22 protein-coding genes and 2 pseudogenes are annotated in these 22,375 nt (G+C 56.5%); 17 read left to right on the forward strand and 7 right to left on the reverse strand.

All coding sequences use genetic code 11. The features are described from left to right. The first annotated feature begins 157 nt into the window (after window positions 1–157). Window positions 158–1,504: an anti-phage deoxyguanosine triphosphatase gene (locus tag J2R78_RS24765; RefSeq protein ID WP_253607174.1), complete on the forward strand. Its 1,347-nt coding sequence runs from the start codon at window positions 158–160 to the stop codon at window positions 1,502–1,504. A 196-nt stretch (window positions 1,505–1,700) separates the two neighbouring features. Here the strand turns inward: J2R78_RS24765 and J2R78_RS45410 are convergent, their stop codons facing one another. Beyond that, entirely contained in the window at window positions 1,701–2,006 is a 306-nt protein-coding gene (locus tag J2R78_RS45410) for a transcriptional regulator (RefSeq protein ID WP_375167057.1), read from the reverse strand. A 43-nt stretch (window positions 2,007–2,049) separates the two neighbouring features. On the opposite strand from J2R78_RS45410, the gene J2R78_RS24770 reads away from it, so the two are divergent. From J2R78_RS24770 to J2R78_RS45425, 8 genes and pseudogenes are all read left to right on the forward strand, one after another. Further along, a complete protein-coding gene (locus tag J2R78_RS24770; protein WP_253607175.1) occupies window positions 2,050–2,760 on the forward strand; it encodes a hypothetical protein in 711 nt (236 codons plus the stop codon). 897 nt (window positions 2,761–3,657) lie between these two features. Then, on the forward strand, window positions 3,658–3,957 hold the full coding sequence (locus J2R78_RS45415; protein WP_375167134.1) for a PfkB family carbohydrate kinase: 300 nt from the start codon (window positions 3,658–3,660) through the stop codon (window positions 3,955–3,957). 7 nt (window positions 3,958–3,964) lie between these two features. Next, on the forward strand, window positions 3,965–4,339 hold the full coding sequence (locus tag J2R78_RS24780) for a nucleoside 2-deoxyribosyltransferase (RefSeq protein WP_253609900.1): 375 nt from the start codon (window positions 3,965–3,967) through the stop codon (window positions 4,337–4,339). Further along, on the forward strand, window positions 4,336–4,941 hold the full coding sequence (locus tag J2R78_RS24785) for a 7-cyano-7-deazaguanine synthase (protein WP_253607177.1): 606 nt from the start codon (window positions 4,336–4,338) through the stop codon (window positions 4,939–4,941). Before J2R78_RS24780 ends, J2R78_RS24785 begins: the two co-directional genes overlap by 4 nt. Beyond that, on the forward strand, window positions 4,938–5,279 hold the full coding sequence (locus J2R78_RS24790) for a hypothetical protein (RefSeq protein ID WP_253607178.1): 342 nt from the start codon (window positions 4,938–4,940) through the stop codon (window positions 5,277–5,279). The genes J2R78_RS24785 and J2R78_RS24790 overlap by 4 nt, the downstream gene beginning before the upstream one ends. Further along, on the forward strand, window positions 5,279–6,469 hold the full coding sequence (locus tag J2R78_RS24795; RefSeq protein WP_253607179.1) for a hypothetical protein: 1,191 nt from the start codon (window positions 5,279–5,281) through the stop codon (window positions 6,467–6,469). Before J2R78_RS24790 ends, J2R78_RS24795 begins: the two co-directional genes overlap by 1 nt. A gap of 1,641 nt (window positions 6,470–8,110) precedes the next feature. Continuing rightward, window positions 8,111–8,531, forward strand: a pseudogene (locus J2R78_RS45420) (ribonuclease E/G); the annotation flags it as partial. Window positions 8,532–8,536: 5 nt separating this feature from the next. Beyond that, on the forward strand, window positions 8,537–8,779 hold the full coding sequence (locus J2R78_RS45425; RefSeq protein ID WP_375167135.1) for a ribonuclease E/G: 243 nt from the start codon (window positions 8,537–8,539) through the stop codon (window positions 8,777–8,779). A 74-nt stretch (window positions 8,780–8,853) separates the two neighbouring features. On the opposite strand, the gene J2R78_RS24805 is transcribed toward J2R78_RS45425, so the two are convergent. Further along, window positions 8,854–10,167, reverse strand: coding sequence for a DUF2130 domain-containing protein (locus tag J2R78_RS24805; RefSeq protein ID WP_253607181.1), 1,314 nt, complete (start codon window positions 10,165–10,167; stop codon window positions 8,854–8,856). Window positions 10,168–10,456: 289 nt separating this feature from the next. On the opposite strand from J2R78_RS24805, the gene J2R78_RS45025 reads away from it, so the two are divergent. The 3 genes from J2R78_RS45025 (at window position 10,457) to J2R78_RS24820 (ending at window position 13,720) form a co-directional block, all read left to right on the forward strand. Beyond that, window positions 10,457–11,695, forward strand: coding sequence for an SIR2 family protein (locus tag J2R78_RS45025; RefSeq protein ID WP_253607182.1), 1,239 nt, complete (start codon window positions 10,457–10,459; stop codon window positions 11,693–11,695). 232 nt (window positions 11,696–11,927) lie between these two features. Continuing rightward, on the forward strand, window positions 11,928–13,502 hold the full coding sequence (locus tag J2R78_RS24815) for an ATP-binding protein (protein WP_253607183.1): 1,575 nt from the start codon (window positions 11,928–11,930) through the stop codon (window positions 13,500–13,502). 5 nt (window positions 13,503–13,507) lie between these two features. After that, complete coding sequence (locus J2R78_RS24820) at window positions 13,508–13,720, forward strand: KTSC domain-containing protein (RefSeq protein WP_253607184.1); 213 nt, start codon at window positions 13,508–13,510, stop codon at window positions 13,718–13,720. A gap of 364 nt (window positions 13,721–14,084) precedes the next feature. Here the strand turns inward: J2R78_RS24820 and groEL are convergent. Both groEL and J2R78_RS24830 read right to left on the reverse strand, forming a co-directional pair. After that, a pseudogene (gene groEL / locus J2R78_RS24825) lies at window positions 14,085–14,306 on the reverse strand (chaperonin GroEL); the annotation flags it as partial. A 120-nt stretch (window positions 14,307–14,426) separates the two neighbouring features. After that, complete coding sequence (locus J2R78_RS24830; protein ID WP_253607185.1) at window positions 14,427–14,765, reverse strand: hypothetical protein; 339 nt, start codon at window positions 14,763–14,765, stop codon at window positions 14,427–14,429. Between the two features lie 210 nt (window positions 14,766–14,975). On the opposite strand from J2R78_RS24830, the gene J2R78_RS24835 reads away from it, so the two are divergent. Both J2R78_RS24835 and J2R78_RS24840 read left to right on the forward strand, forming a co-directional pair. Next, a complete protein-coding gene (locus J2R78_RS24835; protein ID WP_253607186.1) occupies window positions 14,976–15,659 on the forward strand; it encodes a hypothetical protein in 684 nt (227 codons plus the stop codon). Between the two features lie 11 nt (window positions 15,660–15,670). Next, the gene (locus tag J2R78_RS24840) at window positions 15,671–16,264 is read left to right on the forward strand and encodes a hypothetical protein (RefSeq protein ID WP_253607187.1); all 594 of its coding nucleotides are present in this window, start codon (window positions 15,671–15,673) and stop codon (window positions 16,262–16,264) included. 223 nt (window positions 16,265–16,487) lie between these two features. Here J2R78_RS24840 and J2R78_RS24845 read toward each other — a convergent pair whose 3' ends face one another. Beyond that, entirely contained in the window at window positions 16,488–18,338 is a 1,851-nt protein-coding gene (locus J2R78_RS24845) for a phosphodiester glycosidase family protein (RefSeq protein ID WP_253607188.1), read from the reverse strand. Window positions 18,339–18,672: 334 nt separating this feature from the next. Here J2R78_RS24845 and J2R78_RS24850 point away from each other — a divergent pair, with 334 nt between their 5' ends. Next, the gene (locus J2R78_RS24850) at window positions 18,673–19,779 is read left to right on the forward strand and encodes an IS5 family transposase (protein WP_253609901.1); all 1,107 of its coding nucleotides are present in this window, start codon (window positions 18,673–18,675) and stop codon (window positions 19,777–19,779) included. Beyond that, the gene (locus J2R78_RS24855) at window positions 19,779–20,123 is read left to right on the forward strand and encodes a hypothetical protein (protein WP_253607189.1); all 345 of its coding nucleotides are present in this window, start codon (window positions 19,779–19,781) and stop codon (window positions 20,121–20,123) included. Before J2R78_RS24850 ends, J2R78_RS24855 begins: the two co-directional genes overlap by 1 nt. Before the next feature lie 1,035 nt (window positions 20,124–21,158). Here the strand turns inward: J2R78_RS24855 and J2R78_RS24860 are convergent. Then, complete coding sequence (locus tag J2R78_RS24860) at window positions 21,159–21,335, reverse strand: hypothetical protein (RefSeq protein ID WP_253607190.1); 177 nt, start codon at window positions 21,333–21,335, stop codon at window positions 21,159–21,161. Further along, window positions 21,335–21,583 (reverse strand): hypothetical protein, encoded by a 249-nt coding sequence (locus J2R78_RS24865; RefSeq protein WP_253607191.1) that lies wholly within the window; start codon window positions 21,581–21,583, stop codon window positions 21,335–21,337. The genes J2R78_RS24860 and J2R78_RS24865 overlap by 1 nt, the downstream gene beginning before the upstream one ends. Before the next feature lie 228 nt (window positions 21,584–21,811). On the opposite strand from J2R78_RS24865, the gene J2R78_RS24870 reads away from it, so the two are divergent. Further along, the gene (locus J2R78_RS24870) at window positions 21,812–22,099 is read left to right on the forward strand and encodes a hypothetical protein (RefSeq protein ID WP_253607192.1); all 288 of its coding nucleotides are present in this window, start codon (window positions 21,812–21,814) and stop codon (window positions 22,097–22,099) included. Window positions 22,100–22,375: the final 276 nt, after the last annotated feature.

Raw genomic sequence — 22,375 nt, forward strand, 5'->3', positions numbered from 1 at the left:
AGTCGTCGCTGCTAGACCAGGCGACGGGGCAGGTCAGTGCGTCGTTTGTCGGTAGCGACCAGTTGTGGACAAACGGTTGTCCAATATCGTCTGTCTAGACGCGACCGATCTTCTTGTTATCCGTCGCACAGACCCAGCGCCTTTTGGAGCGTCTCATATGACAAGCAACTGGTTCAGTCGCAGAAGTTCGTGGTCTCAACAACAGGAGGATGCTCGGGAGCCCTTCGACGTCGACTACGCTCGCGTCGTTCATTCAGGTTCGTTCCGAAGGCTTCAGGGTAAGACTCAGATATTGAATTTGGGCGATAGCGATTTCTATCGAACTCGGCTAACCCATTCACTGGAGGTCGCCCAGATTGCTGGCGGCGTCATGCGCCAACTTGCAAAATCTTACTCTGACCATCCCGCCTTCCCATTCTTGCCTCCACTGAGCCTTATCCAAACATCCGGCTTCTGCCATGACCTTGGGCACCCACCTTTTGGCCACGGCGGCGAGGTGGCTCTCAACTACTGCATGCGGTCGCACGGCGGTTTCGAAGGCAACGGCCAAACGCTCAGGATCCTTTCTCGGCTCGAGAACTTCTCCCGTGACCACGGGGCTGACCTGACACGTCGCACTTTGCTAGCGGTTCTGAAGTATCCGGTGCCGTTCGCAAAAGCATTGAATCCAACTCTTCAGCCCAGCCTGGACGCAACCGCAACGTCGATCCGAACGCTAAATCGCGCGAGTTGCAAGCCGCCGAAATGCTATTTCGAAGCCGAGAACGAAGTGGTCGAGTGGATCCTCGAGCCACTACCGAAAGACGATCGCATTGAATTCCAGGCGTTCGACCTCGTTACAGGAAAGCATTCTCGACCACGTCATAAATCGCTTGATTGCAGCATCATGGATCTTTCAGACGATATAGCCTACGGCGTGCATGATCTCGAGGACGCGGTAGCATTAGGGCTCGTAGACGAGCGTAACTTCCGTGAACACGTCAGCGAGGCAGCGAGCGCTCCCTTCCTGGATGCTTTGAAGAAAAAGTATCCTGACGAATGTGGCAATGACGTCTATGGGTGTTTCGTCTCCAAGTTGTTCTCGGACGGAAATCAAAGAAAGCGATTCATTGGTCGCCTAGTCCACCACTTCGTTACGAATGTCGAGCTCCTGACGCTCGATCAATTTGCAGAGCCCCTCATCCGTTATCGAGCACAAATCAAAGCTCCCCAGCGACGATTTCTCGATGACCTCCAGGACCTCATCGAACAAAAGGTCATCTTCAGCCCAAACGTCCAGCAATTGGAGTTCAAGGGGCAGAAACTCGTTGTTTCAGTGTTCGAGGCGATCCAATCCGCCCCCAAGTCGCTACTTCCATCTGACGCTTATGCTCGGTACGTCGCAAGCGACGACGAAGTGCGGACGATTTGCGACTATGTCGCCGGCATGACCGATGATTTTCTCCTCAAGACGTACGATCGCCTCTTCAGTCCTCGGATGGGGTCTGTCTTCGACAGGCTATAACCATCTGGAATGGATGTCCGATTTTACGTTCTTGAAGTTCAATACGGGATTGGCTCAATGATACTCGGGCCTGCCTTCTAGGCGACGGCAAGCTGCCACTCGCGTTGCCTGGGGTTGGTCATCGGTTGAACGTAAACATCCGGATGGCGGGACCAGAAGGTAAGGCAAGGGGCGCTTTCCCTGACGCGGCGTCCCTTCATTTCTCAAGCATCTCTAGCGCCAGACTCACAAGTCGTCGAAATGCCGTAGACTGCTTCGCGGCTCCGGCGACCTTTCCTAGCCACGCAGACTTATGCGTCGACGATTGCTTCCCAAACAGCAACCGCATCGCTCGCGATTTAACTTTGTCGCTGACCGGCACGCTCTCCGATAAGATCCTCGAGAGATGAGGTTGGCTCACGCGCAGACGTCGCGCCAAATCCTGTTGAGTTAACCCGCGCTCCCTCCGGAAGATATCCAACGCTTTGGCGAGCGATGTAGGTTTCATGCTTGTCATATACATAAATATACATAGTAATGTTTAAAAATACATAGGAGTCAGCGCGATGGAATTGACGGCTGATCGATCCTGCCACGCGCCGGATGCGGAAGTCATTCCTGGTGTCAAATGGGGCAAGCCCGAGTGGGTGCCAAGCGCGGCCTATTGGGCCGCGATGAGCGAGCTTGCCGAAGATGAGGACGACTTCGTTTGCAAGGAGGCCACCTTGAAAGAGCAGGTCGGCTTCTGTCTGCTCGGCGGGTTCGGCATAACAGCCGAGATGAACCACGCAATTTTTGATCGCCTCGAAGCCGAGGGCATATTTTGTTCGCCGAGCATACCATCGGCAGTCCAAATTGAACGCCTATTGCGCGAACCAGTAAGTGTTGGCGGGAAGCTTAGGCGGTACCGATTTCCGCATCAAAGATCGTCGCGTCTCGCGGCCGCGCTTCGGCTCCTAGACGAGAATCCCCCATCGCCCGCCGATCCAAAAAGCTTCCGGAACGGCCTGATGAAAATCCCAGGCGTAGGCCCCAAGACGGCTTCCTGGATCACCCGGAACTGGCTGGGTAGCGACGAAGTTGCCATCTTGGACATCCATATCATCCGGGCGGGGGTCCTTATCGGCCTGTTCGGTCGGCAGCAAAGTGTCCCCAGAGATTACGATGTTATGGAGGCGCGATTTCTTGCGTTCGCCGCGGCGCTGAACGTGCGCCCATCACTCTTGGATGCGGTGATGTGGCGCGAGATGCGGAAGTTGGGACGCGGCTCGGTTTGACTCTCCGGTCGAATCGCGCACAGATTGTGCAGTTTTGGGGAGCGTCATGTCTGGGAAAAGCAAACCCAAGCCTCCTCCACATACCCCCGGCGCTCGACCGAAGGGGAAGAGTGGCGGGCAGGCAGACGACTGCGATCTTACCTTCGAGGTAGATCTTGTGTCTTTGAGGCCGGAGGTCAGATACGTGGCCCGCGGTCAGGCGCTGGACGTCGATCTGTTCACAGAGCAGGGGTTGGAGGCCGCAGTATGCCGTCGCCCGTCTGAACGTGACGTGATTGGATCGCTAGCGGCATTTGAGGGGCTAGCTAGCTTGATCGATTGCATGCGTCGCGGAAATCGCTATGTCGCCGACGTGGTTACGGTCTCGCAGACGAGTTGCAAAGTCCAGGTTCGTCGGGTTTCCAAATGATCGTTGCGGGCGGTAGCTACCTCGAGGTTTGTGTACGTCCCGAATGGCGAAGGCTATTCGGTTCAGGCCTCCGGGCGGCTTGTGCCATATCGCGCTTGTCACCAGGTACCGAACTTCACACCTATGGCTATGCTGGCTGGGCGGACGACATCCGACATACAGCCGCTGCGTTCGGCTGTCGCGCGCATGTCCAGCCGGTCGACTATCCCATCTGGTTCTCCTACGACTACCCGCTCTCCTCGGCTCGTTTGCATCCTTCAGGTATTGGACCCAGCACGGCGTTATCTGTTCAGGGAAAGACCGTACTCAGGTTCGGTTTCGTCGAAGGGGATGCGGTGGTACAAGCGGAACGCGCCGTCTTTGATCCTCAATCGAATGATCCATCTGAGCCGTTCGGCGCGAACGGGTCGCGTGCCGATCAACTCGCGCTGGTTTTGAACGAGGCTGAAGCAGCCGGGACGCTGGGCAGCTTTGATCCCGATGCCCTCATGAGTCGACACGGTGCCGCTGTTCTGGTCGTTAAGCGCGGCCCACGGGGTGCTATCGTATATCAAGTGGGCGACGACCCCATCGAGATTCCTGTCTATCGGTCCGAGACCGTGTTCAAGATCGGTTCTGGCGACGTTTTCAGTGCGGCCTTCGCTTTGCACTGGGGTGAGCGTGCCATAGACGCAGCAACGGCGGCCGACATAGCGTCCAAGAGCGTCGCACATTTCGTGGATGGGCATGCGTTGCCACTGCCCGAATCCCTGAATCACGGAGGACCAGCGCGAAACGCAGCCCGATGAAGGCTCGATCTATCTTGCGGGGCCATTTTTCGATCTTGGCCAACGCTGGGTCGTAGAGGAGGTCTACCGGGCGCTGGCCGATCTCGGCGCAAGGGTTTTCTCTCCCCTGCACGAAGTAGGGACCGGGCAGTCTCCCGATGCAATTGCGGAGGCCGATCTTGAGGGGCTCCGCGGCTGTTCAAAGGTGCTCGCTCTACTGGACGGTGCCGATCCTGGGACAATCTTCGAGGTGGGCTACGCGCGCGCTCTAGGAATACCGGTCGTCGCACTCGCAGAGCGATTGGAAAGGGAAAACCTGACAATGATCGCGGGGGCAGGCTGCGAGGTCACGCAAGATCTTGCGAGTGCGATCTATCATGTGATCTGGACCAAGGGTCGATGAGGGTTCTGCTGTTCTCGGGTGGTTTGGACTCTTCCGCACTCGCGTTTTGGAAGCGCCCCGACGCATGTTTGACAGTTGACTATGGGCAACGTCCGGCCCGTGGCGAAATGGCCGCCGCTGCGGCGATCTGCAGAGAACTTGGTCTGCGTCACGAGGTCCTGGCCATCGACCTCCGAGCCTTAGGGGCAGGTAGCTTGGCAGGCGCTGCGCCCTCGGCACTAGGGGCGGCAGAAGAATTCTGGCCTTATCGTAACCAGATGCTGATCACGATGGCAGGTATGCGGTTCCTGCCGCAGGGGCTCAAGGAAATCATGATCGGCGCGGTACGAACGGATGTGCACGCCGACGGAAAAAGTCCCTTCCTGCGAGGAATTGATCGATTGATGTCGCTGCAAGAAGGGGCCGTGTCGGTTACCGCTCCAGCTCGCGCGTTGCATCCTCGCAGATTGCTCGAAGTCTCAGGATTCCCGCGGTCGCTTGTCGGTCTCACGTTCTCCTGTCATGTAATGGAGTATGCCTGCGGCCAGTGTCGGGGATGCGAGAAGCACCTCGAAACCGTCGCTCGCTTCGCTACAAGCGCCGCTTTGGAGAGACGCATATGAGCGGCATGAAACCTTCGAAACGTTCAGTCGCCGGTCGCCGTCAGGGGACGGCAGGCGACCCGTGCGACATTCGAATCCATATCGACTTGATGGGGGTGCGCAGTGAAGTCGCACAAAAGCTTCGCGCGGGTGATCTGTTGAAAGTCGAGCTCATTGTCGATGGGCCACTGCGCTCCGTTGTCTGCCAAACCGCCGAAGGCGACCGGGTCGGCGCTCTTTCAGCATTCCCGGGACTCGCTCAGTTCATCCGATGCATCGAACAAGGTGTGCGCTATTCGGCCCTGGTGGAAAGAAGTAGCGGCCATTCGTGCAGTGTCTTCGTTGCTCGGAGCGGTTAATGATCGTGGTCGGTGGCACATATGAGGAAACCTGTAATTGGCCCGCTTCCTGGAATATCATGGGATCAGGACTTCGCGCCGCTATGACGGTCAGCGGGGTGTCGCCCGGCAGTGAGCTCTATACGTGCGCTGACCCGGCGGCCGAACCCGACTTACGACTCACAGCAGCGGGGGGCGGAATTGGGCTCACCATAAGACCACGGCGCGGACCGATCTCGTTCTACTACGAGCATCACCTGACTTCCCCGCCAGACCTACAAGCAGAGGATTGGGAGCCACGTGAGGAGCCCGTATGGACCATTACCGGTGAAACCGCACTCGCGTTTCCACTGAAGGAACAGAAGATCCTTCTCAACGCCGAGAGAGCGGTAATCGAGATATCCCCAAGCGATCCGGAAATTGAGCGTGGAAAAATCGGCGCACTAGCGCTGATAGCTGCTGAGGACGAACTACCAGGCTTGACGTCCACCACCAAGAACGTGCGCGTCGGAGCGGAGAGGTGGCTAAACGAATACAATGCCGAGCTGATAATTATTCGACGGCCGGCTGGCGGAGCTTTCCTGATCGACAGACAGTACAGTTGTGATGTACCGGCCTACGAAGCCAATCGATGGCACAAGATTGGTGCCGGAAATGTATTCTGCGCGATGTTCGCGCATTATTGGGGCGAAAGGAGAATGGAGCCCCAGCGCGCTGCAGAGCTTGCCTCGCGAAGTGCCACTTACTATGCCTCTGAACGGGTGATACCCATGGTCGGCGAGGATGTTCTTCCGCCAATGGATACGTTCGACTCGGCCGTCGAGTGTAAAATCTTCATAGCATCGCCCAGGAAATCCATGGCGCGAGAGTGGCTTCTCAACCAAGCAATCGACGGTCTTCGTGATTTGGGTGTGCAAACAGTTTCAAAGTATGATCTCGAGCGGATAGAGCGATCAAATGCCAACTCTCTATTGGATGACTGCGATGCGGTCCTGGTGTTGGCGGAAGGTTCGGACATATCATCTGTTTTTGCGGTGGGTGTAGCGAAGGTGCGGAGTTTGCCCATCGTAATCCTCTCAGAAGAATCGAGAGAGGCCACACCTGAGTGGCCAGGCGCGAATTGCGAGATCGTCCACGATTTCGCGAGCGCAGTTTATCGCGCCATGGTTGCCGGAAGAAAATGGAAGTCACGAAAGATGGCTGCGGTGTGAAGCAGCGAGGTGACGTGTGTTTTTTGCTTCTCTTTTCCTGAAGTCGTAGGAAAATAACTCCTCGCCGAACAACTCCCTAACATCTCGTATTCTGTTGGGTACCATATGCCCGCGAAAATCCTGATCTGTGATGCGGTAGGCTCCGATCATGCGCTCGTGCGGCGACTGCACGAGCGCCTGCATGTTGCCGTAGACGGGCAAGATTTAATTGTCCACGACCAGGACACACCGTCTGGCGCCCTGCACGCTCAAGGACTTAGGGATGCTGTCGGGCAATCAGATCTTGTGATAGCGATAATAGCTGAACGCGATCGGCTCGATGCAGTCGAAGGCAAAAGTGCTGGCTGGCTCCGGAGTCCTCAGAGCTTTCTTCGGATAGATCTCGAAGAAGCGTTGAAGCTGAGCAAGCCCGTTCTGGCTATCTTGGTCGGCCGTGCGCCCCTGCCGCCACCGAAAGATTTGCCCCGACCGCTCCGATCGCTCGCGACGCATCCGACGGTAAACTTGACGCAGGCGGGCTTCAACGGCGGAGTCGATCGGATAGTCCGGCTCGTCAAACAAGTTCTGCAAGCTAGCGTAGTCGCCCCGTCCGCCGGAGCCGTGCTCGAGATCCCCCCTCAAGGTTATGGGCCGCATTTCGTAATCGATCAGGACGGCGTGATTAAGTTCGCCCCGCCAGCGGCGTTGGATCGACTAGGGAATAATGTTGATCGTTTGCGGAGGATGCATCCGGCCCTGCGAGATCTATCACAGGGACTTGTCGAAAGATTGGGGTTGGGAAACGCGCCTCACAACTACCTCCATGAGCGCGCCAAGACGTACAACGTTATGATCAGCCGAGCATTGGAAGAGATCGACTTCTCCCTGCTCTACATTGAAGGGCTGAGGTTGGCCAATGCCGAGAAGGCCGTCGCAATTGACAGAGAACTGCCTCCGCTGGATACGTCCGTTCGAGAGACCGTTGACAGCCTTCTTCAGCTTCACGGGTCTTTTATTCTGGCTTCTCGGGATGGGCTAGAGGCATTTGAGGCGGAGCAGCGCTACCGTCGGAACCAACAGCAGGAAGCCGACTATCGGTCGGCGGCTGTTGATTTCGCGAGCAGCTTGCAAGGTAAGCCTGAAATAATTGACCCCGCAGTCGCTACCGCCGCATTAAACGCCGCGCGAGAAATCGACACGGGGCCGAACCCCGAACGAAGTGGGACCGTCGCAACCGGATTGTTGGGCAATCTCACCGTAGCGTTTTCGGTAGCTGCGACCATTGGGACCTTGTCGACGGTAGCGTTGTCGACAGGATCTCCCGCCCTGGTCGTGATTGCCGCGGCCGCAGGACTCGTCGCGACGGAAGGTCTCAAGAAATCACAACCGTTCGTCGCGCTCACCAGCTTCGTCTCGAGGGGCATCGATCGGATCGGACGGATCGAACTAAAACCGTCGCTCTTAAAATTGGGCGAGCAATTCAAGCCGCAGCTCGAACTGTTTCGTTCTGTCGAGAAGCACTTGTCGAAACTGGCCAGTGGCCGCGAAGAGATCGCTTGGCTCGGGAATGCTATCCGTTGGGTCGAAGAGCAAATGAACGCCGAGCCGGCAGCCTCGGATAATTCGTCTCTATCACGGTTGCCTGAAGTGTCGCCCTCGACTTTAGTTGGCAACATCTATCTTGCCAAGATCGATAGGGTGGAGCCCTCTCTTCAGTGTGCCTTCGTTGAATTCGGCGGCGCAAAGCACGGCTTTCTTGCGTTCGACGAGATCCATCCAGACTACTATCAAACTTCTGCCGATAAGCGAAAGGAACTGGCGGATCGTTTGAGCCATGCAGCGAGGCACCCAGAAGTCGATCAGCTCGAAATCAGGTTTGGGGAAGTCAAGGGCGGTGGAGATCGCCATCGATTGGCTGCCCGCGCGGAGCCTATTGGTGCTGGCATTCAAGACCTCATCAAGCGACGACAGGTCATGTTGGTGCAGGTCACGAAAGATGAAATCGCTGATGAAGGCGCAATGCTCACCACTTTCCTTTCGATCGCCGGCAGGTTTCTCGTCCTGACGCCGAACACGGCGATGGAATTGATGGTGAGTAAGAGGATTCCGTCGGTGGAAGATCGGCTGCGAATGGCGCAATTGGCTTTGGAGGTACCTGCTGGCATGGGCGTGTTTGTGCGGAGCTCGGCGAAGGGTATCCCCGACTCCGAAATCATCGACGAATTCGACGGCTTAGTCCGCATTTGGCGAGCTGCGCGTGACAAAACGCTTCGGTCCCAAGCTCCCGCTCTGATTTACGACGCCCCAAAAAGAATAGTCCCCCCGGACTGAGGGAAACGTGCCAGCTTTTGGTAGCAACATCGAGCTTAGCCCGTCTTCGCGGCCGGCAATCGACCCGGCCGGCGCTAGCCGACCTTCAGTTCATGCTCGGCAGGTCTTTCCAGCAAGGGCATGTCAACGCTCGGGATCTCAGGCATGGCTTTGCCAGCAATCGCCTGCAGTTCGCCGACCATTCCGACCGTGGTTTCGATAACTGATTGTATTTGAGTTTCGCGCTTTGCCCACTGCCGGCTGATGAACTTGCGCTCCTTATCCAGATCCTCGCGCATGTCGTTGAATTTCTCGATCACAGCTTCCACTCTCTGTCGGAATTTGATGCCGGTCAGATATTGATAGACCTGTTCCATCTTGGTCTGCTGCCCTTGCTGCGCAAGGCGTGTGCTGCTGACCTCAATAAGGGTCTGACGCAGGGCTACGGCGACCGGGAGAGCATAACGCGGGTGAGCGACCCAAACCCCGTCGACCAGGTCGAAGTGCTCGATGTGCCTCGGGAGAGCCTGCGAGATGATCAGGGCAACGTCGGCTCCACAACGTCGCTGGTCGTCGCGCAGCTTTGCCAGCCAGCCGTCGCTCCAAGCCTTGGTGCGTTTGGACTCCCACAAGATGATACCTGCCGCTTGGCCGATTGATCCATTTACTTGCTGAATTAAGTCAGCACCAACTTCGCCCTTGCCGACTGGCTCTACGAAATCCGTAGGAAAACGCCCGCGCAACATCGCTTCGAGTTCGACTTCCAGTACCTCACCTTGAGACTGCTGGGATCCCTGCTCGGCTTTGCGCTTCAATTCTTCGATCGTTCGGGCCATAGACTCTATGGTTTGATCTTTTTCAGCGACCCGAAGCCGGGAAGCTTCGTCAGCCTCCTGCCTGGCTTTTACGTGAATTTCGTCGATCGATCCTTGGACGCGTCTTTCGATGGTCAGTTCAAGCTCTCGCTTTTCTTCGTCAAGCGCCCGCTGTCGACGCATGACCTCAGCCTGTATTTGTTGCGCCGCGGCAAGTTTGGCGTTGTTGGCCTCCAGGATTTCGCGAAGTTCGGCAACTTCGGTTTCTTTCGCTCGAAGATCGCTAGCCGCCGCCTCGTGGGCCTTCTTTGCCTCTAGCGCGATCAATTGACTGCGCTCCAACGCCAGGCGTTTGAAAACCTCCTCTTCGATACCTTCGCGGTCCTTCGCTAACTGGTCGCGCTCTTGACGCAAAGCCTCGCCCTTGCGGGCCATTTCCGCATCCTTTGCCGCGAGCTGCTCTTGAAAGCGCTGACGGGTCTCCGCAAGAAGGGGCGCCGCAAGCGACTCGGTCAGCGGAATTTCATGGTTGCAATTGGGGCAATGAAGTGTTGGCTCATGGGCGGTGCCGACGATGGTTGCCTTGTAAGTCATAAGGCTCTCCTGAGAATCATGCGATCACGTTGGCGAACGGCGCTCAATCAGGCCAGCCTCGGCCCCAGTTCGAGGTGGCTTTATCTCGCTTTCCGCATCTGAAGCGACGGCACGAACCTGCATCTGCAAGTTTTCCACTGAAACTTCCGCTTATTGGCTAAACCCCTGCTAATGGATGACCCCACGCGTTATGCATGCGGCTTGGCAACCATAGCGGGTATTTGATATAGCCGCCCCGCGGATTTCCGCGAAACGGGGGCGAATATTGTCTACGCATGACCCGCGGAAGGTGCTTGAGACCCTCCGCAACCATCTAACGCAGCCGGAGGCCAACGTCGCGTTCCTACTTGGCGCCGGGGCATCCTGTGCCGTGCGAATTCCTGTCATCGTGGAAGACGGAAGTACGACGGCAGGTGAGCAGGGTCCAGAGGCTCCGGCGCAGACTAGGTCATTGATTCCAAACGTCGCTGAGCTGACGCAGATTTGTGTGAAGGAGATTCGTAAACTCGATCCTGGGGGGCAAGTCCTACGGTTCGGGCCCGCCTACGATGCGATTGAATTGGAAATTAGGCCCAAGAATCGCCCTACAAACATCGAAGACGTACTGTCCTGCGTGAGGCGGAAGCTTCAGGCGATCGGAGCCGCAGACACCCTGTCCGGGTTATCGGCGAGCGACCTCGATCAGCTTGAAAAGACAATCTGTCGAACGATCGCAGCGCAGGTCAATCCGGATCCATCCAGTTTTCCGGAAAAGCTACCTCACGAGGATTTCGTTCGTTGGATCGCGCGCATGCCTCGTGCTCACCCGGTTGAGATATTCACCACTAACTACGACGTTCTAATCGAGACGGCCCTAGAGGTTGAACGAGTTCCTGCTTTCGATGGCTTCGTTGGCTGCAGTAGGCCATTCTTTTTCCATGACAGCCTCACGAGGCCTGAGAGTGCGCCTGGGGCCGCCTGGACTAGGTTGTGGAAGGTTCATGGTTCGATCAATTGGCGGCTTGACATGGTTCGCGGTCGTCAACGCGTCGTTCGGACGGATCCACACAATGAAGGCGAGATGATCCTTCCGTCCCATCACAAATACGACGAGTCTCGCAAGCAGCCATACTCGGCGCTCTTGGACCGATTGACCCGGGCTCTGGAAAGAGATGATGCAATACTTTTCGTCTGCGGCTACAGCTTTTCAGACGATCATATCAATGCAATCATTTTTGACGCGTTGGAGGCTAAGCGCCGACCGCACGTTGTCGCGCTTCAATACGCAGATCCCGAACCTGGTTCTGTCTTGACAGATCGCGCGGCACGCTTTCTCAATTTGATGGTGCTCGGGCCCCGGATCGCTCACATCGGTGCGCGCCGAGGCGAATGGCTATTGGAAGAGCTCCGCGGCGCTTCCCAGATTGCGCAAGCGTTTCGACTTGATGCCGCGAAAGAAGAGGAGCAGCTCAGCGGCGCGGGAACACTTTTGTTGGGTGATTTTACTCGTTTCGCCGAATTTCTTGGCGCGTTGACCAGGCCTGCGTGAAATGACGAGCTCAGATCCAACTTATGTAGGGCAGGTGGCGTCCGTAACCGGAGGCGTGGTGCGAGTTCGTCTTCGGCGCGATCTTCCCACCACGTTGGTACTAGTCGAAGGTGAATCGTATCGCGTCGGTCAGATTGGCGGGTTTTTTCGAATTCCGGTCGGCTATACACAACTGTACGCAGTGTGCTCGCAGGTTGGAGCGGATGCCGTACCTCCATCCACGGCGCCTGAGTTGGCCGTTCTTGAGCGCGATCCCACCAAAGACGAAGGCCTTGCTGGTTATCGGTGGATGACGATTGTCCTCTTCGGAGAGTCCTCAGGTGGGCAATTTGAGCGCGGCGTCGGCCAATATCCGACGGTCGGAGATGAGGTGCATTTCGTCACAAGTGGAGACCTCTCGGTCATTTATGGCCGCGAGCCTTCGGCGGGCGGACTGACGATCGGAAATATAGCGTCGACGAGCGGAATTCCTGCAACACTCGATCTCGGGCGCTTTGTTAGCCGTCATTGCGCAATTGTCGGCTCGACCGGTGCGGGCAAATCGAATCTTGTATCCGTGATACTCGAAGCGCTCGGCTCGACGACGTTTCCCTCCGCTAGAGTCTTGGTCATCGACCCCCATGGGGAGTACGGCCGTGTCGCAACGAGTAGATCGATCGTCTTCAGAGTGACGCCTGGGGCAAGCGATCAATCGCTGGTGGTTCCTTACTGGGCGTTGCCATTCGACGAGATGCTTTCGATCACGTTTGGCGGAATGTCTCCCGCTAACGAAGCAATTGTTCGCGATCTGGTTCAAGATATGAAACGGGACGCGGCCAGCCAACTGAAGAATCCGCCTCCGTCCGAAGCTATTACGGCCGACACGCCAATTCCCTTTAGCATTAGACAGTTGTGGTTCGACCTAGACGACTTCGAACGCCGCACCTTCAAAAATGCTAACGGACAACGTGTTCCTACAGAACCCGAAAAGAAAGGTGATCCGCAGCAGCTGATCCCAAATATCTACCCTATTCATGGCCCGGGAGGAAAAGAGCCGTTCAAGAATCCGTCGCCCCGTGGATTGGGCAAACAACTCGAACTGGCTCGTAGCCGTCTGACAGATGCCCGCTATGCCTTCCTGTTCAATCCGTCCGGGGGATTTGCACCTGATATCTTCGGTAAAGTCGAGGCGGATATCGATGGTCTCGTCGCATCATGGGTGGGACACGACAAGCCTCTTACGATCTTGGATGTCTCTGAGTTGCCATCAGATGTCGCTGGTGACGTCGTCGGGCTACTTTTGAGGATCGTTTACGACACGGTATTTTGGGCTGGGTCGCTTGCGATCTCCGGAAGATCCCAGCCTCTTCTCATAGTGATAGATGAGGCGCATCGGTTTTTGCCGGAGGGCAGCGATAGCAGTTGTCACCGCATCCTCACACGGATCGCAAAGGAAGGCCGGAAATATGGGGTCGGCCTTGTAGTTGTCACCCAGCGTCCTAGTGAGGTTGACGCGACCGTTCTGAGTCAGTGCGGCACCATGATCGCGTTGCGCACGACCAATCCCGGCGATAGAACCCGCGTCGCAGCCGCTTTCCCGGATGACCTCGGGGGCTTGGTTGACCTCTTGCCCTCGTTGAGAACTGGAGAGGGCTTGTTCGTGGGGGAGGCGATGTTCGTTCCATCGCGAGTTCGTGTGCGCCTTACCCAGGCTCCAGAGAGCAGCTCCGATCCTAGCGTTACAAAAAATTGGATGGCCGATGCCCGGCCGGATCCGAAATTGTATTCTCAAGCTCTTGGTAACTGGCGCCGACAAGTAAAAGGCTAACACCCATGGATTTCATTTACGTCGATTCCACCAGCGTTGATCAAATTGGCTACGACGAGGACCAGCGCGAAGCACACGTAATCTTTAAGAACGGTCGCCACTACGTCTATTCCGATGTTTCTGAAGAGATTTGGGATCGTCTCAAGGACGCTCAATCAAAAGGGACCTTCATAAATCAAGAGTTCAAAGCGAAGGCATATCCCTATCGGCAAGTCTGAGCGCGGTTGTCCGCTCCGTGCGCGGCGTGAAGCGATCTTGAATTGAACCAGTGAGCGCGCGGATGCTAACAATGGCCTCGGACCAAACAGTGTCGTGTCGGCCGGAATACAATCCGTTTCTGCCAACGCACCCGTTCAAAATCCTGATGGACGGCCAGGAATCAATATTCATCTGATCGTTGGAAAAAAGGTCGCCAGTCAAGATGACCTAAGCCCAGTAGTCAGCGCTCTAACCAAAATAAAAACAGAAAGCCTTGATCCCAAAAAGGCGCCGATCTTACCATATGGTGTGGGCGAACGCCCGCAATGGAGGGACGTCAAGCGGGATATTCTGCTCTGAGGATAGGCGATGTAGAGCGAAATCGCGGGGGGCGGCGCCAAGCTTGCTGAGCTCAACACTCTCGAGCTTCGTGCCGAGATCGTCCGAGATCAGGCGAGCGCCGGTCAGAATGGCGATATCCTCCAGCATGGCCTTGCGCCTGTCGCCGAACTCCGGCGCCTTGATCGCGGCAACCTTGAGGCCGCCGCGAAGCCTGTTGACGACGAGCGTGGCGAGCGCCTCGCCCTCGACATCTTCGTGCAGAAGAGCGGAACTGGCTGCCCTACAGCTCCGGAGTGAAGAAAATCCGGGCTGCCGCAACGTTCGTCTTTAAGTGCTTGATCGAAGTGACTCCCGAATGACACCATGCGTCGATTTCGCAAGTAGCTATTCTTCCTTGGTTTCTGCCTCGACAACCCTGATCAAATGGAGTTCGATCGTACGGAAAAAGGCTGTCGCCGCTGTGATAGCCTTGAGCAGTATAGTTAGGAATGCCGAGTTGATGATCGAGTGCGTGCTCTGAAGAGCTCCAAGAACGAAGGCTATCCAGTTAAACATAGTTGGTAATGAAAACCATGTTGCCAACAGGAGAATGCTACTTACGCCCGCATGGAGATGGGACGCGTCCGACACTTGAGTGATAACGATGGTTATCCAATCGCTCAGTACGTGAAGGCTATCCAGCGCCGCGACAGCGGTCGCAGTTGGATGGTTTGCGATGCGCATCCGGGTCTCCATTGCGAAGTCGAGACTGACCTCAATCGGAAACGCAAAAAGAGCGGATTTCTTTTGAATATTATTTGGAATCAAAATTACTAAGCGAAGTCATTGGCTTGGTGGCGACGGGCCGTCGCCGTAGAGGTTTTTTTTGCGAAGTTTTTTGTCCGATCCGCGTTTTAGGGTGGAAGGGAGCTAACAGTATGCTTGGAGCCATCTATGAACTGCTATAGCGGCAGCAGCTGGAAGGACGCATATGAGGCTCTTCCTCTGGAGAAACGGCATTGGGTGGAGATGGTCGCTTTTGAAACCATTGCCCGCACTTTTGAGAAATTTGGAGGATCAGTTGCGGCATCTTCCGGATTGGCGTTAGCGCTGGACCCCGCAAGCCAACTGCTCGAATGTTACGAAGTATATTTGCAGAGAGCACTCAGATATCAACTCGGCCAAGGTCTTGTAAAAGACTGGTCCGACCAGGATTTGGCCCGAACACTTGCTTGGAAGGCGGCCAAGGAGGTCCTGGATCACCTTCGAAAGATTAGAGCCGGCTTGGTGAAGCCAAATCGATCTCGGATCAATCATCGAGAGTCGGATGAAGATCATAAGTATCTGGTTGCAAACTTGATTTCTCATCTGCGTTCTACGAAGAGGAAGGCCGGGCGTGATGCTGCTGTGCTCCTAGAGTATGTTTGGCAACATTCTCACGTCCTTACGGAAACACCCAAGCGGCGCGTCTCTTTCAAAGTGCAATCTATCGCGGCTGGATTGACCAAGCTACGAAATGAAAAGTGGGACGGAAACAGAGTTCAACGTGCAAAAGTTTTCGCAATCAAAGAGCTGTCGCAGTTCCAAGGCTCTTCGATGGATGAGATTGTCGACTTCGTAAGCCTCAAGAAAGCATGAAGGAGCGTGTCATGCTGACTGCTGAAGAGAACGTCGAACTATTGCTTCGTATCATGGAGGACAGTCTCGCAGACGAGATTGTTGAAGAAGTGCTTTCTTTGTCGCAAGACAAATTAAGTGATGCTGCACGAGCTCATGGCTTCAAGCCGTCGTCGAGCGAGCCTCTCGCAGTTTCGGCTGGGACTACATCGCCGGAGAGTGCCAAAGGCGCAGATATTGCGAATAATTCGACGCCTCAGACAAGGGATCAACTCGGGCTAGCTTCCGTTAGGACGAGCGTTGAGGATAATCTGTCAGGGAACGCATTGGAAAAATCCGGAGCCAAGGGCGCAGCCAATGAAGTGATCGCTGCTACGGAGGAGAGGCTGCTAGCTCTACTTGCGACGCTGGAAGAATGTCATGCGTATCTTCAAGATACGTCCAGCTCCGACGCCACCAGATTGTTGTCGCTGGCAATTCTTGAGGTTCGAATGGAACTTCATAGAGCGTCTGATACCGAATTGAGGGCGCTGTGCGATGCGATAGCATTTGCGAACGATGCTCCTGGAGAAAAGTCTGAAAAGGGACCTCCCGCGAAGTTTGGCGTGGTTCGAAAAGTGAAGTAACGCTGCTATCGCGAACGGGGAAAGAGTGAGAAAAATCCTGAACTCATAGAGCGGCGGTTTCAACATATGGTTGCCCAGTTCAAGGAAGGGCACCGAAGACTCGTCAAAGTAAGCTCTACCCTAATGACTCGGTTACTGGATCCTCGTTGCTGGATGGGCAGGGCTATCGAGTTCTGCGAGACGAGGACGCCAAGCCGGCCAGGTTTATCGACCGATGCTGGGTCTACGGGGTGCGCCGATGCACGATAATCGCGTTCGGGATGACCCACTGGCCTTCTAAGTCTATGCTTTTAGAACCAAGGGCGAGTGAGGCCTGCGCGGATGGGCCACCATCAAGATACATCGCGCGCTCGCAGCCCAACCCTCCGTGGGCCTTGTCGTCAACCAACAAGTCGGCAAAATCGAACAGTTGAAACAGACCTTTTGCAATTACAAAAGAGATGTTGCCATTTGGCTGGACGCATACCGCAGCGCGGTCTGCGAGCTCCGGTGTTCGCCCCCTGATTCCATTTCGACCACCCGGATCGACGACTAGCAAAGAAGATTGCAACACATCCTCGGAAACCTCGAACTTATCACGCGCGAATTGCGAGATCGGGAAGATTTCGGGCGAGCCATCTCTTATCGTAAGAAATCCTCCCGTGCTCCATTCCGAATGACGATTTGCCAAGATTACTCCGCGCCGTACCAGAAGACCGCTCGGTTGTTTGTTTCCTTCCGTGTCTGCGTCAAACATTCCGCCTACGATAGAGAAGACAGCAGACTCATCAGTTCGGAATTGCCTTGCAGTTTCTCCCAAGCTGGTTGGGGCGACTCCAATCGACAGCCGGTATAGCTTGGGATCAAAATTGAACGCGTAAAATTTCGCCTGAGGCGACTTGATCTCCACTTCCAGTACAGATGCACCATCGACGACCTTCGTGGGTTCAAGGTTCGCCAACGCTTTCTTGATGCTTGGTGCAGGGTTGTTGATTTTAGTGGTGAATGGAATTCTCGGATAGTCCTTGTCAATTCCAGTCGCTTTCTTATCGAACGCCTGAGCCTCGTCTTCTTTACCTTCTGATCTCTTGATCTCTGCCAACGCGGAGTAGCCAATGGCAAATTTCGGATTGGTCTCTACCGCGTTCATTAGAAGGCTTTCAGCTAAAGCTCTATCTCCTCCAGCAAAGACGCTCTCAGCTGCTCTATATTGCATCAGTTCTGGAATTCCATATTTGCGCCCTGCCGCAGTTGTTTGGGACGGCACCTTCAATTTTGCCTGCAAGTCACTTGGCAGTGGCATTGTTTCAAATATTGCGGCCATGATTGCATCGGAATTGATGCCGCTCTTGCGATCAAAATATTTAGATATAAGCAGTGCGCCATTGAGTGGAATCGGCACCGATGACTCCACAATAGAGTTTCTCGTTAGCTCTAAGTTGACCGTAAACGACGCGTCCCAGAGCTTGATGATCACATCGTCCAGCGCCTGTGCCAATACGGCCGCTCGCCTTCGTGCCTGCTCCTTTTCGTACTCCTTGGGGTCGTCGATGTTCTCGGTCTGAGTAGCATGATCGTTGGGCAATGGAGAAGTGCAGGTGAGGGTCAGCTCCAGCGAGTATCTCACGGGCACGCGGTCTAGTCCCTGCGCCGTTCGAGATGAATATACTCGTAGACCCTTTGCGCTGAGATAACGGATGGCGTTTCTAGTCATTACGTCTGTAACGTAGGTCGCGATAGCTCCAGAGGTGCTCTTTAGCTGATCTCCCGAGTTGCAAGATTCAGCGACACGCATCGGTTCGATCCGGATGTCGGCCTTTGGCTGCAGCTGAAAATAAGCGTCCTCGGTTACATGCTTCTGTGTGTCCTGCGGGAGGGTCTTCCATAGGGCAAACAGTGCTACAACGAGGGCGCCAATTACCTGAAATAGAAATTGCGACCAACGGATCCCTCGCCTGAGCCACTTATAGGAAGACTTCCGCGCTGTACTCGCAGCTTCATCCTTCTTTTCGGCGATTGCAGGTGAGCCGGGCTGAGGCGCGATAGCATTGATCGACCTCTGAAATCGGATAAGTCGGAAAATGCTGTCAAGCATCGAACAATCCGCTTCGCGCGAAAATCTAGCTCATCAAAATGAGGGAGGCACAATTACGGCCACTCAACCATAAATCGTGCACGGCGGCAAGGACTCGATCTCGCCCACTCGTGGAAATTGGCAGCAAAGTACTCTGAGTGGCCAACTTGGCTTGGTCTTCACACAGGGCGGCGACTACTATTGCCCACAGACCAGCGATACCCGGAAATTGAGTAGATCGCGGCTCATGTGCGTCAGCTTAGCGCTGTATGCTGACACGAACCTTTCAGCTAGCAGGCTGTTGAAAAAGGCGCTCGCCGCCGACCGGCGACCGTGATTCATTGGCTCCGACGGGATTCGGAGATGGTGCGTACGCGGCGGCGACAATCGAACGGGCGAGCTGTTTAGTTACGTTGATCTGGAGGCGCGGGTGCGGCGTGATCATCCGCTGCGAGCGATCCGGACGATTGTGAACGAGGCACTGGCGGTGCTGGAGCGCGAGTTTGCCGCGCTCTATTCGCCGATTGGGCGGCCGTCGATCCCGCCGGAGAAGCTGCTGCGGGCGATGCTGTTGCAGGCGTTTTATTCGATCCGCTCCGAGCGGCTTCTGATGGAGCGGCTGGAATACGACCTGCTGTTCCGCTGGTTCGTGGGAATCGGTGTCGACGACGCGGCCTGGGACCATTCGGTGTTCTCGAAGAACCGCGACCGGCTGCTGGAAGGCGACATCGCGGCCAAGTTCCTCGCGGCGGTGCTGGTGCAGCCCAGGGTGAAGAGGCTGCTGTCGAGCGATCACTTCTCGGTCGATGGCACGCTGATCGAGGCCTGGGCCTCGATGAAGAGCGTCAGGCCGAAGGACGGCTCTGGCGAGCCGCCGGCGCAAGGCGGCGGGCGCAATGCCGAGGCGGACTTCCATGGCCAAAAACGCTCGAACGACACCCATGCTTCGACCACCGATCCCGATGCCAGGCTCTACCGCAAGGGCAAAGGCAAGGAGACGAAGCTGTGCTTCATCGGGCACGGGCTGATGGAGAACCGCCACGGCCTGCTGGTCGACGCCTGCCTGACGCAGGCGAACGGGCATGCCGAACGGGTGGCCGCGCTGCACATGATCGAGCCGCGTGCTGACCGGCCGACAGCGATCACGCTTGGCGCCGACAAAGCCTACGATGTGGAAGACTTCGTCAACGAGCTGCGCGCGATGAACGTGACGCCGCATGTTGCGCAGAACACCAGCGGCCGCAGCTCTGCGATCGACGGGCGAACGACCCGGCACGGCGGTTATGCCGTCAGCCAGCGCATCCGCAAGCGGATCGAGGAGGCATTCGGCTGGATCAAGACGGTCGCCGGGCAAGAGAAGACCCGCTTCCGTGGCCGTGATCGCGTCGCATGGGCCTTTACCTTCGCTGCCACCGCCTACAATCTGGTGCGGCTGCCCAAGCTGATCGCGGAGACCGGCTGATGGCCAAGGTGCCCGGCTTCGCCAAGGCCTTTGTCGGCCGCTGGCGCATCGTCGAGATGGACGTCTGGGACAGCGACTTCCTCGATCTCGTCGAACAGGCGCATCTCACCTTCCAGGGCAAGTCCGATGGCGAAATCGCCTTTGGGGCTCTCAAGGGCTTCCTGGACGTGCGCTACGGCACCCGCGACGGATCGGCCTGCGCCGAGTTCTCATGGGAAGGGCACGACGAGAATGATCCGTCCTGTGGTCGCGGATGGGCCATGATCGGCACTGCGGGCAGGCTCGTCGGCCACTTCTACATCCACAATGGCGACGATTCAGCCTTCGTTTGCGAACGCGGCTGAGTTCTTCAACAGCCTGCTAGGTCGGCGGCCGTAGCTCCCGTGAAGCCAGCCATTGTGTCATCTGGCAGGCTGCTTCAGCCTGCCGCGCCCGACGAATAAGCCGGTCGCGCTCAATTCCTGGTGGGGTGCCGCGCGCCTCTTTTCGCAGGCGCTCGGCTGCCGTACAGACGCTCTCATCGTGAGGATCAATTTGCTTGGAAAGTCGGAGCCCGGTCATGCACTCCCCTCCCTGTTATGCAGGCGGGAGCACGCTCGGTCTCTCAGGCACCGACGCCTACAGGCAAATCCTCTGGCCGGTGATGTTGGAACAATGATCCTGCCCGGAGATGGTTGCAATGACCTTCCTACCCGTGGAACCACGGTAAGAACAGTTAGAGACCAGTCACATTTGTTGCGCTGAGGCGGCTCCTTGCTATCCAAAAAAGGACGAAATAGCCTCGCGCACGCGACAACGGCGGCCAGCCAAACCAGCAATAGAACGTAATGCGCAGTATCGGGCCGCACCAATAAGGGTCTCCAGCCCCCTCAACCACCTAGGGTTGTTACCCAGCCTTCTTTTTGTTCTTCGATTTGATCACGTCAGCTTGTGCCTACGAGCGCCGAACTGAGGCCGGGTCAGGAGTCTTGCGTTTGGACGAACCCCAGTGATTCAAATCCCCATGCTGGCACTGCCTTCGGACGTTTTTCGATTTTTCGCGAAGACATACTCCAGCGTTCTGTTCGGCGCGCCCCGATGACGCCCGATGATCGTTCACCAACTAGCTTCCCGTACCAGGTATCCCCTGAAGGTCGGTGAGAAATTTGGTCGAGCTCACTCGTCGTCTCGTCCCAGGCCTCTTGCTAGGCGCCGAAGCGGTCGATCCACTTGCGGAGCAAGGGCGCCGGAAAACTTTCTCCATAGCCCTCAGCGACTGTCTTCTTTTCGTGCCAAGCCGCGCCCAGCGATAGTCTTGGGGGCAGCCAGCGGCGCGCAGGCGATCCTGAGCTCGATGCCGGATGGAGTGGACGACCTTATCCAATCCGGCAGTCTGGATGTCAGCGCGGATAGATCCCGCCGGCTGCCTTGAAAGCTTCGAGCAGCGCGTTGGACCAAACCTCCATCGCCGTGGCCTTGTGCGGGATCCGCTGGGTCAGGACGTAGTGCTGCTTGGTTGTGGGGGCGAGTCTTTGAAGCTCATCCACCCTGTCGCCAGGGAAAGCATGATCGATCATCAGCAAAGCGGTCCCTGGCGGAAGATCTGTGCGTTCAACAGAACATTGCCCATGGTGGAGCGAATGGTATGCATGCTGAAGTGCGGGATCTTGTCCAGGACGTCGCCGCGATTGGCGCTCTTGTGTTTGCGCAATCCGCGCAAACTGCGAATGTGGTTGGCTAGTCCGCTTCCCGACGCGGCGATGTCGACGGCCGCCGACTGCTTTACCCGCGAGGCGAACAACCATCGTGTTTTGAAGTCCGGCATTTCACACGATAATCCGAAAGGCCAAACCATCCAAACCTCGCCTGGACGTTCATCCCCACGGCTGCGGTGTCAGGAGCGTTTGACGGTCTTCGCTTTCACGTACTGCGCGAGCAGGCGCCGCGCGCTCCTCTCCTCGCTATAAGTCTTATCGGTCCGGACCAGCCTGGCTCCGTCTATGATATACCAATATCGGACCCAATTCGAGCGGCCATTCATGAACGGGGGCGTGTGAAGAACAAGCTTGGGCCGAGCGGCAACGGGCTTGGCGGAATTCCGACTCATCTGACGACTCCAAAACTACCGAAGATAGAAGGCGGCTTGTCCTTCAAAGACCGCATTGGGCGACGAGAAGAGTCAACGGACGCGGGGTACGGCTCCGGGGAAAACCTCAATATTCCGGCCACAAGCGTTTTTGGCCTCCGGACGTCCGGTTATCTACCTGTCAAATACCATCCGGAACTGCTCTCTTTGAATCATGAAGAACTGCCCCATCCTCGGGTTCATTATGTCGGTTGAAGGCTTGCTCCTACGGTGAGGGGACGAAGGGAGCCGGAGCCGACCGGAGGGCCGTCAGCGGCGGGCGGCTTGATGAGGCCGCTACTTCGCTTGGCGCGGAGCCGGCAGCTGTCGCCGCGGATAGTCAGCACGTGGCTGCGGTGCGTGAGCCGGCACGGGATCGCGTGGTGACCACCGGGTCGACGAACACGGTGCCCCTTTCGGCAACGCTGCGGTTCTGCTTCGCGCCGGCTGCGCGCACAACGTCTCTCAGAAGTGACCTCAAACGCTTTGAGG

Source organism: Bradyrhizobium sp. USDA 4538 (genome assembly GCF_024171045.1).
Lineage (GTDB): Bacteria > Pseudomonadota > Alphaproteobacteria > Rhizobiales > Xanthobacteraceae > Bradyrhizobium > Bradyrhizobium australafricanum.

Coding starts and splice junctions, on each gene's coding strand:
- J2R78_RS24790 (WP_253607178.1), top strand. CDS start 4,938: ATGAGCGGCATGAAACCTTCGAAACGTTCAGTCGCCGGTCGCCGTCAG.
- J2R78_RS24795 (WP_253607179.1), top strand. CDS start 5,279: ATGATCGTGGTCGGTGGCACATATGAGGAAACCTGTAATTGGCCCGCT.
- J2R78_RS24830 (WP_253607185.1), bottom strand. CDS start 14,765: ATGCGCATCGCAAACCATCCAACTGCGACCGCTGTCGCGGCGCTGGAT.
- J2R78_RS24860 (WP_253607190.1), bottom strand. CDS start 21,335: ATGATCGATCATGCTTTCCCTGGCGACAGGGTGGATGAGCTTCAAAGA.
- J2R78_RS45415 (WP_375167134.1), top strand. CDS start 3,658: ATGAGTCGACACGGTGCCGCTGTTCTGGTCGTTAAGCGCGGCCCACGG.
- J2R78_RS24845 (WP_253607188.1), bottom strand. CDS start 18,338: ATGCTTGACAGCATTTTCCGACTTATCCGATTTCAGAGGTCGATCAAT.
- J2R78_RS24770 (WP_253607175.1), top strand. CDS start 2,050: ATGGAATTGACGGCTGATCGATCCTGCCACGCGCCGGATGCGGAAGTC.
- J2R78_RS24840 (WP_253607187.1), top strand. CDS start 15,671: ATGCTGACTGCTGAAGAGAACGTCGAACTATTGCTTCGTATCATGGAG.
- J2R78_RS24785 (WP_253607177.1), top strand. CDS start 4,336: ATGAGGGTTCTGCTGTTCTCGGGTGGTTTGGACTCTTCCGCACTCGCG.
- J2R78_RS24855 (WP_253607189.1), top strand. CDS start 19,779: ATGGCCAAGGTGCCCGGCTTCGCCAAGGCCTTTGTCGGCCGCTGGCGC.
- J2R78_RS45410 (WP_375167057.1), bottom strand. CDS start 2,006: ATGTATATGACAAGCATGAAACCTACATCGCTCGCCAAAGCGTTGGAT.
- J2R78_RS24820 (WP_253607184.1), top strand. CDS start 13,508: ATGGATTTCATTTACGTCGATTCCACCAGCGTTGATCAAATTGGCTAC.
- J2R78_RS24865 (WP_253607191.1), bottom strand. CDS start 21,583: ATGCCGGACTTCAAAACACGATGGTTGTTCGCCTCGCGGGTAAAGCAG.
- J2R78_RS24765 (WP_253607174.1), top strand. CDS start 158: ATGACAAGCAACTGGTTCAGTCGCAGAAGTTCGTGGTCTCAACAACAG.
- J2R78_RS24805 (WP_253607181.1), bottom strand. CDS start 10,167: ATGACTTACAAGGCAACCATCGTCGGCACCGCCCATGAGCCAACACTT.
- J2R78_RS24835 (WP_253607186.1), top strand. CDS start 14,976: ATGAACTGCTATAGCGGCAGCAGCTGGAAGGACGCATATGAGGCTCTT.
- J2R78_RS45425 (WP_375167135.1), top strand. CDS start 8,537: ATGGTGAGTAAGAGGATTCCGTCGGTGGAAGATCGGCTGCGAATGGCG.